Source organism: Nostoc sphaeroides (assembly GCF_003443655.1).
GTDB lineage: Bacteria > Cyanobacteriota > Cyanobacteriia > Cyanobacteriales > Nostocaceae > Nostoc > Nostoc sphaeroides.
On record NZ_CP031941.1, the window covers coordinates 2,723,431 to 2,738,712 of the forward strand.

Consider the following 15,282-nt stretch of genomic DNA (forward strand, 5'->3'; position numbering starts at 1 on the left):
CTTCCTGACAATTGACGTTCCATCACAAAAATAAGTGCCATCCTCACTGAGCTTTGAGTGGCAGCAAAATTACTTAGTTATAAATTTACCATATACTCGATTTACTTCATTACCCTTACAGAGTGCTGATTTGATGACTAGGTTGGTCAAATTTGTAACTCAATATAAACACAGTGGGGATTGGATTGTGTTTCTAAATATGTATAAGTGTATCTAAATTTGAGAATTTTGTTATAAAAATTGAGGTGTGCCATCAGCGATCGCCAGTTAAATTGGGCTAAATTGATTAAAATAAGTTGGAATCGAAGTCGTAATCATTAAAATTTGATTGGGAAATTATAAAGCTTTCAAAATTTGGTCAATATTACTCTATAAGAAAGGAATACCAAAATTTCTCAATCCCGAAAATAAGCTGAAGATAAAGATGCAAAATTTGGGAATCAATTTAGGATGTGCAATACGTAACCCTGTTTGCAACTATCTAAAAATATGACATCTGCGAGCGGCAAAGTCAGGCTTTGCCTGGATAGCTAAGAGTGGGAGAGGAAAGTTTCTTTTGTTCAATCTACAAGTAAAATTCATGGCTGATGTTGCTGCCTAAGTACTATGAGTGCGGGACACGCCTCATCTAGACAATCGCTTACTTGGCAGAAATTAGGTATTTATCTTCAGGAGATTTCATGAGAATAGCAGTTGCTAAAGAAATTGAAGTTTGTGAACGTCGTGTGGCATTAATTCCTGACACCGTTACCCGATTGGTAAAACAAGGTTTGGAAGTTTGGGTAGAAACAGGTGCAGGAGAACGATCATTTTTTGGCGATTCTGACTATGAAGCCGCAGGAGCCACAATAATCAGCGATACTGCCAAATTATGGGGCGAAACAGATATTCTGTTGAAAGTTAGCCCACCGCAAGAACGAGAAGATGGACGCTCAGAAATTGATTTGCTAAAGGAAGGGGCTGTTTTACTCAGTTTCCTCAATCCCTTGGGAAATCCTGTTGTAGCACAGCAACTAGCAAATCGGAAAATCACAGCCTTGAGTATGGAAATGATCCCCCGTACTACCAGGGCGCAAAGTATGGATGCTTTGTCCTCGCAAGCTTCATTAGCAGGTTACAAGGCTGTATTAATTGCCGCAGCTGCATTACCGAAATATTTCCCAATGTTAACCACAGCCGCAGGGACGATCGCTCCAGCGAAAGTATTTATTATGGGTGCTGGTGTAGCGGGATTGCAAGCGATCGCCACCGCCAGACGTTTGGGAGCAGTGGTAGAAGCCTTTGATATCCGTCCCGCCGTCAAAGAAGAAGTGCAAAGCTTAGGGGCAAAATTCGTTGAAGTCAAATTAGAAGAAGAAACCGTTGCTGCTGGTGGTTACGCTAAGGAAATTTCTGAGGCTAGCAAACAACGCACCCAAGAAGTTGTCGCCGAACACGTCAAAAATTCTGATGTAGTTATTACTACAGCCCAAGTTCCTGGGAGACAAGCACCACGGCTAGTTACAGAAGAAATGGTGGCACAAATGAAACCAGGTTCCGTGATTGTGGATTTGGCTGCTGAACAAGGTGGTAACTGCGCTTGCACCGAACCCGGCAAAGATATTGTCTGGAACGGTGTAACAATTATCGGCCCCATCAATCTCCCATCGTCGATGCCAATTCACGCCAGCCAATTGTATGCCAAGAACGTAACATCGTTGATGCAATTGCTAATTAAAGACAAAGCTTTGCAGGTGGACTTTGGCGACGACATCGTTGATGCAGCTTGCGTTACCCACGCAGGTGAAATTCGCAATCAACGAGTGCGGGATGCGCTACAAGCTTTGAATACTCAACAACCGGCGGTTAATTAGGGAACGGGGAATGGGGAGTTAAGAGTTAGGAGTTAGGAGTTAGGAGTTATAAGAATTCTTTCCCCAATGCCCAATGCCCAATGCCCAATGCCTAATGCCCAATTAATTAAAGGAGTTTTGATTTCATGACAGAGGCATTACTTGCTGCTTTGTTTGTATTTGTTTTGGCATCTTTTATCGGCTTTGAAGTCATCAACAAAATCCCACCGACTCTACACACACCGTTAATGTCAGGCTCAAACGCGATTTCTGGGATTGCGGTACTTGGAGCAATAGTTGCTGCTGGTGCGAGAGATACGAGTGTGTCAGTAATTCTCGGTTTGATTGCTGTGGTACTGGCGACAATCAACGTTGTAGGCGGTTTTTTAGTGACTGACAGAATGTTGCAAATGTTCAAGAAGAAGGAGATTAAAGCGTGAGCGACTTTTTACCAACTGGCATTCAGCTGACGTACTTAGTCGCTGCATCGTTATTCATTCTGGGCTTGAAAAAGCTGGGATCGCCTGCTACAGCGAGAAACGGTAATCTCGTTGCGGCTGTGGGGATGCTACTGGCAATTGTGGCGACAATGCTCGATCAGCATGTGTTGAATTACGAGATGATATTGTTGGGCTTGGCGATTGGATCGGGAATTGGTGCGATCGTAGCCTACAAAGTCCAAATGACCGAAATGCCCCAAATGGTGGGTTTACTCAACGGTTTGGGTGGTGCAGCTTCGGCGCTAGTAGCCGTTGCCGAATTCTGGCGGTTATTAGATAGTTCTCAGCCGATACCCCTTGATGTAAACATTTCCATGCTATTGGACGTGTTAATCGGTGGTGTTACCTTCACGGGTAGTTTTTTAGCCTTTGCGAAATTGCAAGGTTTAATTAGCGGTTCTCCGATTACGTTTCCATTCCAGCAACCATTTAACCTCTTGCTTCTGGGTGCTTATATCGTAGGTAGTGCCTATTTAATCATCACACCAGATAGCTTACCCATATTCTTGGGAGTGGTTGGCGTTTCATTAGTATTGGGCGTGATGTTCGTCATCCCCATTGGTGGCGGCGATATGCCAGTAGTAATCTCGCTGTTGAACTCCTTGTCAGGTGTGGCGGCGGCGGCTGCTGGGTTCGTGGTGATGAACAATATGTTAATCATCGCTGGTGCTTTAGTGGGAGCATCTGGCTTAATCCTTACTGAGATTATGTGTAAGGCGATGAACCGCTCCTTATTTAGTGTGCTGTTCAGCGCTTTTGGTACAGGTTCTAGTTCTGGTGGTGCTGCTGCTAGTGGTGGTGCAACTGATCAAACTGTTCGCAGCATTGATCCTGAAGAAGGGGCGATGATGTTGGGTTATGCCCGTTCTGTGGTAATTGTACCTGGTTATGGTATGGCAGTTGCCCAAGCGCAACATAGCGTCCGGGAATTGTCAGATCAGTTAGAAAAAATGGGCGTTGATGTCAAGTATGCTATTCACCCCGTTGCTGGGAGAATGCCGGGGCACATGAATGTGTTGCTGGCGGAGGCAAATGTGCCTTATACGCAGTTGTATGACATGGATGATATTAATCCCCAGTTTGATCAAGCGGATGTGGCTTTAGTAATTGGGGCAAATGACGTGGTAAATCCGGCGGCGCGGAGTGATACAAATAGTCCGATTTATGGTATGCCGATTTTGGAAGTAGATCGGGCGAAGCAGACGATTGTAATTAAGCGCGGGATGAGTACGGGTTTTGCCGGTGTAGATAATGAGTTGTTCTACAAGGATAAAACTACGATGCTTTTTGGTAGTGCTAAGGATATGGTGGCGAAGTTGGTTTCGGAAGTGAAGCAGCTTTAAGAGAAACGAACCGCAAAGGGCGCAAAGGGCGCAAAGTAAAGAATTTAGAGACTTAGCTTGCCTTGGGGGTGTAATGCTTCTGAGGCAAGTTTTTTTAAGATTATTTCACGCGAAGGCGCAAAGAAGAGAAAAAATTTAAGAGAGTTGACTTACTTTTGGAATTTAAAAATTTTAAGGTAAACTTTTTAATTAAACTTTCAATTTTAATCATCTTCGTTAAGACGGTTTAAAAATTGCTTCCATCTAGACTCAAGTGCTGACTGGCTTGGTTTATATTTAGAGCATCGCTCTCTTCTGACTCTGTGTTCTCTTCGCCTAATAAGGTTCGTTAAAAAGAGCGATCGCCTGCAAAATCTCCAGTGTGCGATCGCTTGCTTTTTCTTGAAACGCGATCGCATTAATCTTTCAGTTGAAAACTGAGCCGTATTCGTTCATCAAGTCAATTAGCGATAAAATTTGAATATAGTAAATTTAGTAGAGTTATTTCTCATGAATATTTCCCTTAAACCTGAGCATGAGCAGTTTATTCAATCCCAAATTCAAACTGGGAGATATGCTAATGCAGAAGAATTGATGAACGAAGCATTGAAATTGCTACAAGCACGAGAACAACGTTTGGAAGAACTTCGGGGAAAAATAGTGATTGGAAAGGAACAAATTGCAAGAGGAGAGGTTACAGATGGTGAGATAGTATTTGCTCAATTACAAGAAAAAATCAATAAAATTGCTGAGTCTCAAAAATGAGTAACTACTCTTTTTCTGATGAAGCAGTCAAAGATTTAAATACTATTTGTGAGTATATTGCTCAGAATAGTCCCAGTGCTGCTAGTAAACTTTTTGATGCAATTCGCCAGAAATGCAAATTAGTTGCTGGATTTCCCAACATGGGGAAGAGTTATGAGCAATTATCTCCCAATCTACGGGGATTTAACATTGAAGAATATATCATCTTATACTATCCCAGAGAAGATGGAATTGATATTACCCGTGTCATGAGTGGATATAGAGATTTGGAGTCACTATTTTTAGAATTAGAGTGATATAGCCATAGCCTAATTGTACTTTCATAACAAACGCGATCGCCCCTCTTCTTCCCTCTGTGTCCTCTGCATCTCTGTGGTTCGTTAAAAAGAGCGATCGCCTGCAAAATCTCCAGTGTGCGATCGCACAATTCTACAAAATAACTAATTTGACTTACTTTGGAAAATAGCGATAAATATCTTTGCGATGTAACACGCGCTGAAATATTACTGTTTCACCGTCAAATATAATCCCGATCCGATAATCACCTATACGAATCCGATAAATATCATCATATCCTTGAAGCTTTTTGATATTAGTAATTTCTTCAAAGTTAGCTATTTGTGGTATTTCTTCAAAAGCAAATACTTTAATCGTCTCATAGTAAGGTGTACTTTTGAGCGCTTTTAAATATTTAATAAAACTGGATAGATACTGGGTATTCACTCTCTTTCTAATTCGGCTAATGCTTCATTAATATTTAATGGGGTTTCTTGTTGTACTTCCTTGATTGCTAATATCAATCCTTCATCTTCAATCGCTTCTAATAAGCGTAAATAGTCTTGAAAATCGATAATTACTTTACGAATGTTACCTTGAGTATCTGTAATTAATTCTTGAGCAAATGGGTATTGATTGGTTTTCATTTGGGTATTAGTGTTTGTAATCATAGAGAATTTGATTACCTTTACATAGTACAAGTATAGAAGATTTGGAGTAGGCGATCGCTTCCCTGCGATTTTGGGCGAAAGAAAAAAGCGATATCTAAAACTCCCAAAGATCGCCTGTTCTCTCCTTACTCCATGTTCTCTGCGCCTCTGTGGTTCGTTAAAAAGAGCGATTGCTTGCAAAATCTTCAGCGTGCGATCACTCCCTTCCTCTGTGCCTCTGTGGTTCTTTAAAAAGAGCGATCGCTCTGGCAATATAATTAAGACTGCGGTGTAACACTGCGCGGATCAACAACTACAATTTCAGAAAAACGTTTAAAGTCATCAATATTAAATGTAAGTAGATGTGTAATCTGGTGTGTTATCATCGCCGCAACTAAACGTGCATCATGCACCTTTTTTCCCATGACTTGGTATTTAACAATTAGAGATTCCCATTCACTAAAAATAGCAGGTATATCAAGGTGTAATATAAATATCTTCTTAAGTTTATCAGTTTCTTCTACTGCTTGAGCCGTGGATAAACCTAAACCATTACTATTAATTGGTCTTGTAGCAACAGCCCAAAACTCAATGAGATTCTGTGGAATTATATATAATAATTCTCCTTGTCTCTTGAGCATCAAGATGGCTCTTTGAGTATCAAAGTGCATTGAGCTATTTTTCTGCACCAAACGCAGCAAAATATTAGTATCCACCAAATAGCTCATAACATTTCATCTTCTCTGGTGTAAATACTCTCTCGACTAATCGCTGCATCTGAAAGTGCTGGCGCTAAAGAAAAAGCAGGACTATTTATTAAATCTGTTAATATAGCTTCCCATTCTTCCTGAGTTGATACTTGATAAAAAAAACTTTCTTTATGGCTCGTTAAACTATTTTCAATCAGAGATGCAAGATAAACTTCTACCGATAAACCTTGTGCAGCAGCTTCAGCAATGAGACGAGCCTCTATTTCTGGTTTCAATTGTAGCTGTATAGTCATTTGTTGCCTCCTAATTCCCTGAGTTGTAGAAGTCTTCATCTGGATAATAGCAAAAGCGTAAAGATATGCGTAGTTTTATTTAGAAAAAGCTAGCGCAGGCATCGCTAACCCCTAAATTGTCCGTTTTATCGGGATTTCTATCCAGAACTCACAGCCTTTGCCAGGTTCAGAAACACACTTGATATTACCGCCGTGTTTTTCCACAATAATTTGGTAACTAATAGATAACCCTAAGCCAGTACCTTGTCCAGGTTGTTTGGTAGTAAAAAAAGGTTCAAAAATGCGCGATCGCTTAATCTCTGGAATTCCACAACCATTGTCAGCAATGCAAATCAGAATAGTATCCCCGGATATCACTTCTGTACGAATCCAAATTTTAGGATTGTCAATTATTTTTGCAGCTTTTTGTGAGTTTTCTAATGCATCAATCGCATTGTTGAGAATATTCATAAACACCTGATTCATCTGGGCTGCATAGCAGACGACTGGAGGCAATTCACCATATTGTTTAACTACCTCAATAGCCAAAGAATTAGCCTCTGGTTGCAGTCGATGTTGTAAAATCAACAAAGTACTGTCAATGCCTTCATGAAGATCAACGGACTTTATTCCTGCTTCGTCAAGTCGAGAAAAAATTCGTAATGACAAGACGAGTTGAGAGATTCGCTCTGCCCCCATCTTTATTGAATTCAGAATTTTAGGCAAGTCATCACTAATGAAATCTAAATCCAATGCTGCTACTTGGTTTTGAATTTCTCCTGTTGCTTTAGGAGACTGTTTCTGATAAAGACGCAGTAATTTAAATAAATTTTCGGTATGTTCGGTAACATAGGTGATGTTGCCGTAAATGAAATTAATCGGGTTGTTAATTTCATGTGCTACACCAGCAACTAACTGGCCTAAACCTGCCATTTTCTCACTTTGAATTAACTGGCTCTGAGTGTACTGTAATTCTTTAAGAGTCTGGGTAAGTTCTTCTTTTTGACGTTGAGTCTGTTTAAGTAATTCCGCTTGTTGAAGTCCTACCCCCAATTGAGCGCCAACTTGTGCCAATAAGTTGATTTCCTCATCTTGCCAATAACGAGGCTGGGAATTTTGATAAGCTACTAGCAATCCCCACAACTTATCGCCCTGCGAAATTGGGACAAAAGCTTCATTCCGTGGATACTTACCCGGTTGCTTTCCTTGTACAAAAACGCCTTCTGTCACGGGCTGCGACTTAACCATTGGTGTCCAGCCATCAACAATAGAATCAGCGACAAATTCGCCACTCCAATCAGGATAGAAGCGATAAATTGCTACTCGTTCTACTTGTAATAACCGACAGACTTCTTGAGTTGTGGTTTTAAAGATGGCTTCAATATCAAGAGACTGACGAATTTTTTCTACGGTGTTCGCTAAGGCCCTTTGTCTTTGAGCAGCTTTGCTGATCTCTGCTGCTTGGGTTTGCATTTGTTGGATAAATTCCGCTTGCTGCAAAGCTACACCTAGTTGTGTGCCAACTTGGGTAAGCAAGTAAACCTCATCTTTTTGCCAATCACGGCTTTTGGCATTTTGGTACACTGCTAGCAAGCCCCAGAGCCTCTGACCGTGGTAAATAGCAACGATCGCATAAGCTCTGGCTTGATATATCTCTAAGATTTTAATGTAGCAGTTGCTAAAGCCTGAATTGTAAATATCATTACAAACACGATACACTTCACATCTGCTAAAGCTACCACCTTCGGTATCTTGTAAGTAGGTGTCAGCAACTGGAGGTTTAGCTAAATCTTTGGCGCTACATTCGCTGACGTTATCTTTCAATTCCGGCCGTTGCAACTGTTCATGGATGAGGGAAATCCAACCCTCTGCCACTGATTCAAACACGAATTCACCACTCCAATCGGCATTGAAGCGATAAATAGCCACGCGATCAGCATTTAGCAGTTGCCTAAGTTCGCCGGTGGTTGTCTGGAAAATGTTTTCCAAGTCTAGAGACTGACGAATTTTCTCAATGGTTATGGCTATGGTTCTTTGCCATTGGGCTGCTTTTTCTCTGGCTTTTGCTTGTGCTAGTTCTGCTGATTGTAGTTTGACTTGTTCTAGATAATCTGCCTGCTGTAAAGCAACTCCCAGATGTTCGGCGATTAATTGCACAAACTCAATTTCTGATGCTTCCCATTGCCGAGGGCTACTACATTGATGGATACACAGCAATCCCCATAAATCTTTACCTTTGATTAAGGGGGCAGTTATATTGGCACGTACCTGAAATCTTTCTAAAATCTGAATATAGCAATCACTAGCATTAACTTGATAAATATCAGCTATTGCTTTAATCCGACCTTGCTGATATAATCCTGCAAAATCTTCAGCAAAGCAGTGGTCGCGCAGTTTGGCTGCTAGTGCCGATTCCCATTCTGTTGCCACATCTTCATAGATAAATTCCCCTTCCCATGCCAAATCAGGATAGAAACGAAACACGGCAACCCGATCGCTTTTCAGAAGCTGGCGGACTTCAGTGACTGTAATTTTGAAGATGGTTTCTATATCTAGAGACTCGCGGATGCGGGCAATAACTCCAGACAAGGCTTTTTGTTGCTCATTCTGACGTAAGGTGGATGTCACATCTGAATGAGCTTCTTGCTGTTGTGAATTTGGTTCTATGGGTTGAGCAGTAGAGGAGTTTTCCATTCCCAGTGGGACTTTAAATATTGAAAGTCTTCTATCTCATGATTCCCGTTGCGATCGCAAAGGTAACAGTTCTTTTCTGGGAATGCCATCAAAAATAGTGTAGGGACACGATAATATCGTGTCCCTACAAAAAGATTCTTCAACCACGAGAAAATTATCGCCGCTTGGGAGTGGCGCTGCGGCTGGTGCGTTTGTCATCATCTCGGCGACGGCGATCGCGCCAATCTGCCACGGTCAAATAACCAATACCACCTGTGACTACTACGAGTAGCACTACGGCTACTAAAGTTAAAATACTCAAAAATGGACTTTCCACAATGCCTCTACAGTCCGTTACGTCCCCAAACTACCATTGCAATTGACCAAGTGAACACAACTAACAGTGATACCCAACCTAGTGTCAAAATCTCCATAGTCCCGCTTTTCAAATAATTACAAAAGGTTTCTAATATTTATCATACAGGGATTGGGCAGGCTGAGATTTTTTTTATAAACTCCAGTTGCAAGTTTTGCGGGCGATGTCTACGACGGGCTATGCTTACTCAAACGATACACCATTTTTTCTTGGTACGCTGGTACTTTAGGCATTAATAAAGACAAATGTAAAAAATTAGCGATCGCGCTTTCCTACTTGATAGTTTGGGAATACTAGGTTTATGCGTATATATTTCCAATCCAGCAAACCCTAGTATCATGCCGACATTTTTAAATTATCCTTTCCAGTCTAACGGTTTTGTTCCCCACGGACATTGTTATCTCTGGAAAACTGGATTAGTTTGGCTCCACGTTATTTCTGATGCCACGATCGCTCTGGCCTATTATTCCATTCCCTTCCTACTGATTTACTTTATTTCCAAGCGCAAAGACGTTCCTTTCAATGGAGTCTTTTTGTTATTTGGTGCTTTTATCATTGCCTGCGGTACTGGACACTTGATGGATATTTGGACGCTTTGGTATCCAGACTATTGGATTGCAGGTGCTTTAAAAGCTTTAACTGCCATTATTTCGATATATACGGCATTTGCGTTATTTTATCTCATCCCTCAAGCTCTCACACTACCTAGCCCAGCCCAGTTAGAAGTTATCAATCGAGCGCTTTCAACTGAAATTGTAGAGCGTAAGCGCATCGAGAAAGAACTACGCTTTGCAGAAGAAGTGGCTCAAAACTCCAGCCAAGCCAAGAGTGAATTTCTCGCCAACATGAGTCATGAGCTACGCACACCTCTTAACGGTATTCTGGGGTATACACAAATTCTCCAACGCACAGAATCTTTAAGTGAGAAAGGACGCAAAGGAATTAGCATTATTTATCAATGTGGTTCTCATCTTTTAACCCTAATTAATGATGTCCTGGATCTCTCGAAAATAGAAGCCAGAAAACTAGAATTGTATCCTGTAGATTTCTACTTGCCTGCATTTATAGATAGCGTGACTGAAATTTGCCGCATCCGGGCAGAACAAAAGGTCATCGCATTTCACGTCGAACTCGATCCTGATTTGCCAACGGGCATTCATGCTGATGAAAAACGCTTGCGGCAAGTACTAATTAACTTGCTTAGTAATGCGATCAAATTTACTAATCAAGGTAGTGTCACCTTCAAAGTTCAGGTCATTGGTAAAGAATCAAACGCCAATGGAAAAACTGACTACAAAATTCGCTTTCAGGTAATAGATACCGGCACGGGTATAATCCCTGAACAAGCCGAGAAAATCTTTCAGCCCTTTGAGCAAGTGGGAAATCAGAAACGACAATCTGAAGGTACAGGTTTGGGATTAGCAATTAGTCAAAAAATTGTTTTGTTGATGGGTAGTCAAATTCAGGTGCAAAGTACCTTAGGCAAAGGTAGCACTTTTTGGTTTGAGGCAAAATTGCCAGAATCTAAAGACTGGGCAAAGGTTTCTAGAGTGGTTGAGCAGGGAACCATTATTGGTTATCAAGGAGAAAAGCGCACCATTTTGATTGCAGATGACAAATGGGAAAACCGATCAGTAATTGTAAATTTACTAGAGCCTGTTGGGTTTACTGTTGTAGAAGCTAGTCAGGGTGAGGAAGCATGGGAACAGGCTCTAGTCTACAAACCAGACATGATTATCACTGACCTAGTGATGCCTGTATTGAATGGATTTGAGTTTATCGAACGTTTGCGCCAGTCTGGGCCATTTAAAAAGATTGCTGTTATCGCTTCCTCAGCCAGCGTATTTGCAATCGACCAGCACAAGAGTATTGATGTAGGTGCAGATGCATTTTTACCAAAGCCTGTAGAAGCTGAAACGCTGCTGGAAATACTACGACAATTTTTGCAACTGGAATGGATTTTTGACGTTAAGGTAGACGCAATCAAAAAAAAACATACAGGTAGTTTGGCTCAACCAAATGATATGATTCCTCCTGCCAAAGAGGTTTTACAAGAGTTACTCGATCTGACACAAGACGGCGATATTCAAAAAATCTTGGAACTGGCAGAGGAACTTGCTGCATCTGATGAGCAGTTAAGCGTTTTTGCCCAGCAACTCGTCCAGCTTGCTAGTAATTTCCAACTCAAACGTTTGGAAAGTTTTATTGTAAGTATTCAAGAGTCAGAAGGAATAAGACAACCTGCAAGCTTAAGCTTGAGTAAGTTAGTAAGTGAATAACTATCTAATTCTATTCTGTTAGCGATAGTGGGGCGTTTAGCCCATTCTGACTATTATTCCTGAATTATTTTATTCAAGAATATATCAATTAATTTGAGTTCAATTTTAATTTAAAATTCATCATGGGTAAAACTACAAATAACGGATTTATTTTGATTGTGGATGATAATCCGACAAATTTATCTGTCCTGTGTGAAGCGCTCAATAGTGAGGGTTTTCGTTTCCGTGTTGCAGTCGATGGAGAAAGTGCGATCGCTCTAGCTGAACGCAATCAACCAGAGTTGATTTTACTGGATGTCCAAATGCCCGGTATTGACGGTTTTGAAACTTGTCGCCGTCTCAAAGCCAATCCTGTTACCCAAAACATTCCGATTATTTTCACCACTGCCTTAGCAGATACGGAAAGCAAAACGAAGGGATTTTCCCTTGGTGCAGTAGATTATATCCCTAAACCGTTTGCACAAGAGGAAGTCATTGCTAGAGTGCGGGTACATTTACAACTCAAACAATTGACTGAATCTTTGGAACAACAAGTTAGCGATCGCACCAAGGCTTTGCAACAAGCTCAAGTCCAACTAGTGCAGCAAGAAAAACTATCAACACTCGGAGAATTAATTGCTGGTATTGGCCATGAAATCAATAACCCCATCAACTTTATTTCTAGCAATATTCCACCCTTAGAAGAATACATTGCAGGAGTGTCCAAGTTGCTTATACTGTATGAACAAGAGTATCCAAACCCAACAGCCAAAATCACCACTGCTATTAAGGACTTGGATCTGAATTTCGTTCTCGAAGATATGGTAAAAATTGTGAACTCACTCGAAGTAGGAAGTGAACGAATTCAAAACCTTTCTAATTCACTCCGCAACTTCTCTCGCTCGGATAGTGATACCAAAATATCTGCTGATTTGCACCAAGGTTTAGATAGTACACTAATGATTTTGCAACACCGCCTCAAGGCTAATGGCGAACGTCCAGCCATTGAAATTATTAAAAGTTATGGAATATTACCAGAGGTAAACTGCTATCTAGGGCAGATGAATCAAGTATTTATGAACATTCTGGCAAATGCAATTGATGCCCTTGATGAAGCTATAATGCATGGCAAAATAAGTAATTTAATTCCTCAGATTAAAATTGCTACACAAATAGATTCTGAAAAATTGGTTGTAATTCGGATTGCTGACAATGGAATTGGTATTCCTGAACGGCTTAAAAAACAATTGTTTGAGCCGTTGTTTACCACAAAAACAGTTGGTAAAGGCACTGGACTTGGCTTGTCGATCGCATATCAAATAGTTGTAGAGAAACACAAAGGTGTATTAGATGTGACCTCTCAACCAGGTGTGGGAACCGAGTTTATCATCAAAATTCCTACATGAGAGCAGGATTTAATTAATTACAAAGCTGCTCTAGCATTTATCATACTGAAGAGTAAGGAAAATCCCAATAATATAGAGTGAACGCAATAGATCCCCAACTGATGGCAGAACGCATAGAATCCCTGAAGGCTGGAATAATTGGGGGTTTATCTGTGTGTTTTGCTTTTGCTCTTTCTATTCTGTTGAATACTTTCGTACTGGCAAAGTATTTTCAGATACTCGCATGTCTGCAAAATGATCTTGACTGGCACTTGTGGGAGAGTGGTGCGATCGCAACTTTTACTGGTTTCCTATTTGGTGTCACCTACCGCTATATCATCCGCTCAGATCAAAATCCCCAACTCAAAGCCGGTGGTGTGCTGGCCTTTGGCTTAGTGCGGGGATTAACTCAGATAGAACTTGGCTGGAATTCTCGTAGCACAATTTGGCCTTTTTTGGTGTTGGCGGGAGAAAGTGTGTTCTGGTTTGGGTTAGGTGCGATCGCTCTTAATGTCGCTATTCAACTTCGTTGGGTTAAACCTTTTTCATCAATCTAAATTCCCTATATCGCTAAAAAAAGTATAATTTATTACTAGTATTTAATATGGAAATTAAAATATCCCACTATTATCTGATAGTCGATCTGGAGGCTACATGCTCTGACAGTGGGATTATTCCCCGCCATGAAATGGAAATTATTGAAATTGGTGCAGTGATGCTCAATCGAACAACCTGGGAAATTGATTCCGAGTTTCAGCAATTCATTCAACCTGTGAGACATCCGCAACTGACAGGTTTTTGCACCGAATTGACTAGTATTCAGCAGCAAGATGTTGACGAAGCGCCAAAATTTCTAGAGGCAATTTCTCGCTTCCAAGAATGGATTTATTCATTTCCCAATCATATTTTTTGTTCTTGGGGCAATTACGATAAAAAGCAATTTATTCAAGATTGCGCGTTTCATAATTTCCCTTATCCTTTTAGTTCCGAACACATCAATATCAAAGAGGAATTTTCAGAATATCTTGGTGTGTCTAAAAAATTTGGCATGGCACAGGCTCTCAATCAGTTGGGGATAGAATTAAAAGGTACACACCATCGTGGTATTGATGATGCCCGCAACATTGCATCTATCTACAGACAGATTAAAAAATGCTACTCAATTTAAAGGGACATAAATATCTTGAGAATTAGGATTAAGATAAGGACGCTCCAAGTCGATTGTATGGCGTGCAAAGTGTTCGTCAATTGTCCTCATCCGTTCTTCCACCGCATTTTTACCTTTTTGCCAAGCTTCAAATAAAGCATTAGCGACAATTTGGCAACGGTTCATTCCAAAAGTTTCTTGTGCTGCAAATTTTTGGGTTGGTTCTTCGGCTAAACCTAACCCTGGTGCTAAAAATTTTGTAAACAAGGGAATTTCCGGCTGGAAATAGGATTGATTTTCTAAATAAACAGCCTGAAGGATTGTGCGAATTGCTGGATAGTCGGGGAGTTCAAAGTAAAGTAGCCCCGAATCATAGCGTCCATATCCACAGGGATTGTGAAGAACCTGAAAGCTAAAGGGAATCGAGGCTGCATTCAATTGCAGTGTCAGACTTTCCATGAGAGCGATCGCACCAGATGGCGTAAAGTTAAAGTAAATTCGCCCTGCTCCCAAATCAGCATCGGGGTTACTTTGCCGTTCCTGTCCCACATTACTAACTGCCAAGTAACAGCCATTTTGTAGTCGATTTTTGGGCATCCAGATTGCTACCATGTCACCCACTTTGGTAGATTTATTGCTGGATTTTAGATGGCAGTCTGGCTCAACATAAAGTGTTAAACCGCCTTTAGTCACCGCCATAGTACCATCAGGTTCTTTACGCAACACCTGCCATCGGGGGTCAAAGTAACCTATGCCGTGATTACTAGCGTGTAATTGCTCGTAAAAGTCCCAATCAATTTCCAAAATGGAATTATCTACTAAATTCTGCTTTGGCGGATCAGTATTGACTGCTAAAGTACTTTGTAGAGAGCCATTGTAATAGATCCCATAAAGAAAGTTTCGCAGCAATAGAGTGAGATATTTATGTTGTAAATCTACAGAATTGTGCTGAAATCTGTCGGCTATTTTAGTCGGCAGAGCAAAGGGTTGATAATTGGGATGATAAATACAAAACTTTGACTCAATCTGAATATTCTTAGCAATGTCGAATAGAGAATTTAGCGGTTGATTGATAGAGTAATTTAGCATTAATCCATGATGTTTTAACTATTCTGA

The 15,282-nt window shown here is 40.8% G+C and carries 17 protein-coding genes; 9 read left to right on the plus strand and 8 right to left on the minus strand.

The genetic code is table 11. From position 1 onward, the window contains the following. The first annotated feature begins 680 nt into the window (after positions 1-680). The 5 genes from D1367_RS12070 (at position 681) to D1367_RS12090 (ending at position 4,715) form a co-directional block, all read left to right on the plus strand. Positions 681-1,853 carry a Re/Si-specific NAD(P)(+) transhydrogenase subunit alpha gene (locus D1367_RS12070; RefSeq protein ID WP_118166671.1) on the plus strand — a complete coding sequence of 391 codons (1,173 nt, stop codon included), beginning with the start codon at positions 681-683 and terminating at the stop codon, positions 1,851-1,853. Between the two features lie 125 nt (positions 1,854-1,978). Continuing rightward, entirely contained in the window at positions 1,979-2,272 is a 294-nt protein-coding gene (locus D1367_RS12075) for an NAD(P) transhydrogenase subunit alpha part 2 (RefSeq protein ID WP_012408294.1), read from the plus strand. Further along, a complete protein-coding gene (locus tag D1367_RS12080; protein ID WP_118166672.1) occupies positions 2,269-3,675 on the plus strand; it encodes an NAD(P)(+) transhydrogenase (Re/Si-specific) subunit beta in 1,407 nt (468 codons plus the stop codon). The genes D1367_RS12075 and D1367_RS12080 overlap by 4 nt, the downstream gene beginning before the upstream one ends. Before the next feature lie 489 nt (positions 3,676-4,164). Next, positions 4,165-4,419: a type II toxin-antitoxin system ParD family antitoxin gene (locus D1367_RS12085; protein ID WP_118166673.1), complete on the plus strand. Its 255-nt coding sequence runs from the start codon at positions 4,165-4,167 to the stop codon at positions 4,417-4,419. Further along, positions 4,416-4,715, plus strand: a complete 300-nt coding sequence (locus tag D1367_RS12090; RefSeq protein WP_118166674.1) for a type II toxin-antitoxin system RelE/ParE family toxin — start codon at positions 4,416-4,418, stop codon at positions 4,713-4,715. The genes D1367_RS12085 and D1367_RS12090 overlap by 4 nt, the downstream gene beginning before the upstream one ends. Before the next feature lie 154 nt (positions 4,716-4,869). On the opposite strand, the gene D1367_RS32780 is transcribed toward D1367_RS12090, so the two are convergent. The 7 genes from D1367_RS32780 to petN form a co-directional block, all read right to left on the minus strand. Continuing rightward, complete coding sequence (locus tag D1367_RS32780) at positions 4,870-5,142, minus strand: type II toxin-antitoxin system RelE family toxin (RefSeq protein WP_118166675.1); 273 nt, start codon at positions 5,140-5,142, stop codon at positions 4,870-4,872. Then, entirely contained in the window at positions 5,139-5,366 is a 228-nt protein-coding gene (locus D1367_RS12100) for a hypothetical protein (protein ID WP_225892267.1), read from the minus strand. The genes D1367_RS32780 and D1367_RS12100 overlap by 4 nt, the downstream gene beginning before the upstream one ends. A 257-nt stretch (positions 5,367-5,623) precedes the next feature. Further along, on the minus strand, positions 5,624-6,073 hold the full coding sequence (locus tag D1367_RS12105; RefSeq protein ID WP_118166676.1) for a type II toxin-antitoxin system VapC family toxin: 450 nt from the start codon (positions 6,071-6,073) through the stop codon (positions 5,624-5,626). Beyond that, complete coding sequence (locus D1367_RS12110) at positions 6,070-6,348, minus strand: hypothetical protein (RefSeq protein ID WP_118166677.1); 279 nt, start codon at positions 6,346-6,348, stop codon at positions 6,070-6,072. The genes D1367_RS12105 and D1367_RS12110 overlap by 4 nt, the downstream gene beginning before the upstream one ends. 111 nt (positions 6,349-6,459) lie before the next feature. After that, positions 6,460-9,021, minus strand: coding sequence for a GAF domain-containing sensor histidine kinase (locus D1367_RS12115; RefSeq protein ID WP_118166678.1), 2,562 nt, complete (start codon positions 9,019-9,021; stop codon positions 6,460-6,462). 154 nt (positions 9,022-9,175) lie between these two features. After that, entirely contained in the window at positions 9,176-9,337 is a 162-nt protein-coding gene (locus tag D1367_RS30755; RefSeq protein ID WP_181985154.1) for a hypothetical protein, read from the minus strand. A 7-nt stretch (positions 9,338-9,344) separates the two neighbouring features. Continuing rightward, positions 9,345-9,434, minus strand: coding sequence for a cytochrome b6-f complex subunit PetN (gene petN / locus D1367_RS12120; protein WP_012408302.1), 90 nt, complete (start codon positions 9,432-9,434; stop codon positions 9,345-9,347). A 280-nt stretch (positions 9,435-9,714) separates the two neighbouring features. On the opposite strand from petN, the gene D1367_RS12125 reads away from it, so the two are divergent. From D1367_RS12125 to D1367_RS12140, 4 genes are all read left to right on the plus strand, one after another. Beyond that, positions 9,715-11,655 (plus strand): ATP-binding protein, encoded by a 1,941-nt coding sequence (locus D1367_RS12125; protein ID WP_118166679.1) that lies wholly within the window; start codon positions 9,715-9,717, stop codon positions 11,653-11,655. 122 nt (positions 11,656-11,777) lie between these two features. Further along, positions 11,778-13,040 (plus strand): sensor histidine kinase, encoded by a 1,263-nt coding sequence (locus tag D1367_RS12130; protein WP_118166680.1) that lies wholly within the window; start codon positions 11,778-11,780, stop codon positions 13,038-13,040. 101 nt (positions 13,041-13,141) lie between these two features. Then, the gene (locus D1367_RS12135) at positions 13,142-13,576 is read left to right on the plus strand and encodes a hypothetical protein (RefSeq protein ID WP_118171366.1); all 435 of its coding nucleotides are present in this window, start codon (positions 13,142-13,144) and stop codon (positions 13,574-13,576) included. Between the two features lie 47 nt (positions 13,577-13,623). Next, complete coding sequence (locus D1367_RS12140; RefSeq protein ID WP_118166681.1) at positions 13,624-14,187, plus strand: 3'-5' exonuclease; 564 nt, start codon at positions 13,624-13,626, stop codon at positions 14,185-14,187. Here D1367_RS12140 and D1367_RS12145 read toward each other — a convergent pair. Continuing rightward, complete coding sequence (locus D1367_RS12145; protein ID WP_118166682.1) at positions 14,179-15,255, minus strand: T3SS effector HopA1 family protein; 1,077 nt, start codon at positions 15,253-15,255, stop codon at positions 14,179-14,181. The genes D1367_RS12140 and D1367_RS12145 overlap by 9 nt on opposite strands. Between the last annotated feature and the right edge of the window lie 27 nt (positions 15,256-15,282).

Excerpts from the sequence above, each read along its gene's own strand:
- D1367_RS12070 (WP_118166671.1), top strand. The coding sequence starts at position 681 with ATGAGAATAGCAGTTGCTAAAGAAATTGAAGTTTGTGAACGTCGTGTG.
- D1367_RS12075 (WP_012408294.1), top strand. The coding sequence starts at position 1,979 with ATGACAGAGGCATTACTTGCTGCTTTGTTTGTATTTGTTTTGGCATCT.
- D1367_RS12085 (WP_118166673.1), top strand. The coding sequence starts at position 4,165 with ATGAATATTTCCCTTAAACCTGAGCATGAGCAGTTTATTCAATCCCAA.
- D1367_RS12090 (WP_118166674.1), top strand. The coding sequence starts at position 4,416 with ATGAGTAACTACTCTTTTTCTGATGAAGCAGTCAAAGATTTAAATACT.
- D1367_RS12100 (WP_225892267.1), bottom strand. The coding sequence starts at position 5,366 with ATGATTACAAACACTAATACCCAAATGAAAACCAATCAATACCCATTT.
- D1367_RS12105 (WP_118166676.1), bottom strand. The coding sequence starts at position 6,073 with ATGAGCTATTTGGTGGATACTAATATTTTGCTGCGTTTGGTGCAGAAA.
- D1367_RS12110 (WP_118166677.1), bottom strand. The coding sequence starts at position 6,348 with ATGACTATACAGCTACAATTGAAACCAGAAATAGAGGCTCGTCTCATT.
- D1367_RS12115 (WP_118166678.1), bottom strand. The coding sequence starts at position 9,021 with ATGGAAAACTCCTCTACTGCTCAACCCATAGAACCAAATTCACAACAG.
- petN (WP_012408302.1), bottom strand. The coding sequence starts at position 9,434 with ATGGAGATTTTGACACTAGGTTGGGTATCACTGTTAGTTGTGTTCACT.
- D1367_RS12125 (WP_118166679.1), top strand. The coding sequence starts at position 9,715 with ATGCCGACATTTTTAAATTATCCTTTCCAGTCTAACGGTTTTGTTCCC.
- D1367_RS12130 (WP_118166680.1), top strand. The coding sequence starts at position 11,778 with ATGGGTAAAACTACAAATAACGGATTTATTTTGATTGTGGATGATAAT.
- D1367_RS12135 (WP_118171366.1), top strand. The coding sequence starts at position 13,142 with ATGGCAGAACGCATAGAATCCCTGAAGGCTGGAATAATTGGGGGTTTA.
- D1367_RS12140 (WP_118166681.1), top strand. The coding sequence starts at position 13,624 with ATGGAAATTAAAATATCCCACTATTATCTGATAGTCGATCTGGAGGCT.
- D1367_RS12145 (WP_118166682.1), bottom strand. The coding sequence starts at position 15,255 with ATGCTAAATTACTCTATCAATCAACCGCTAAATTCTCTATTCGACATT.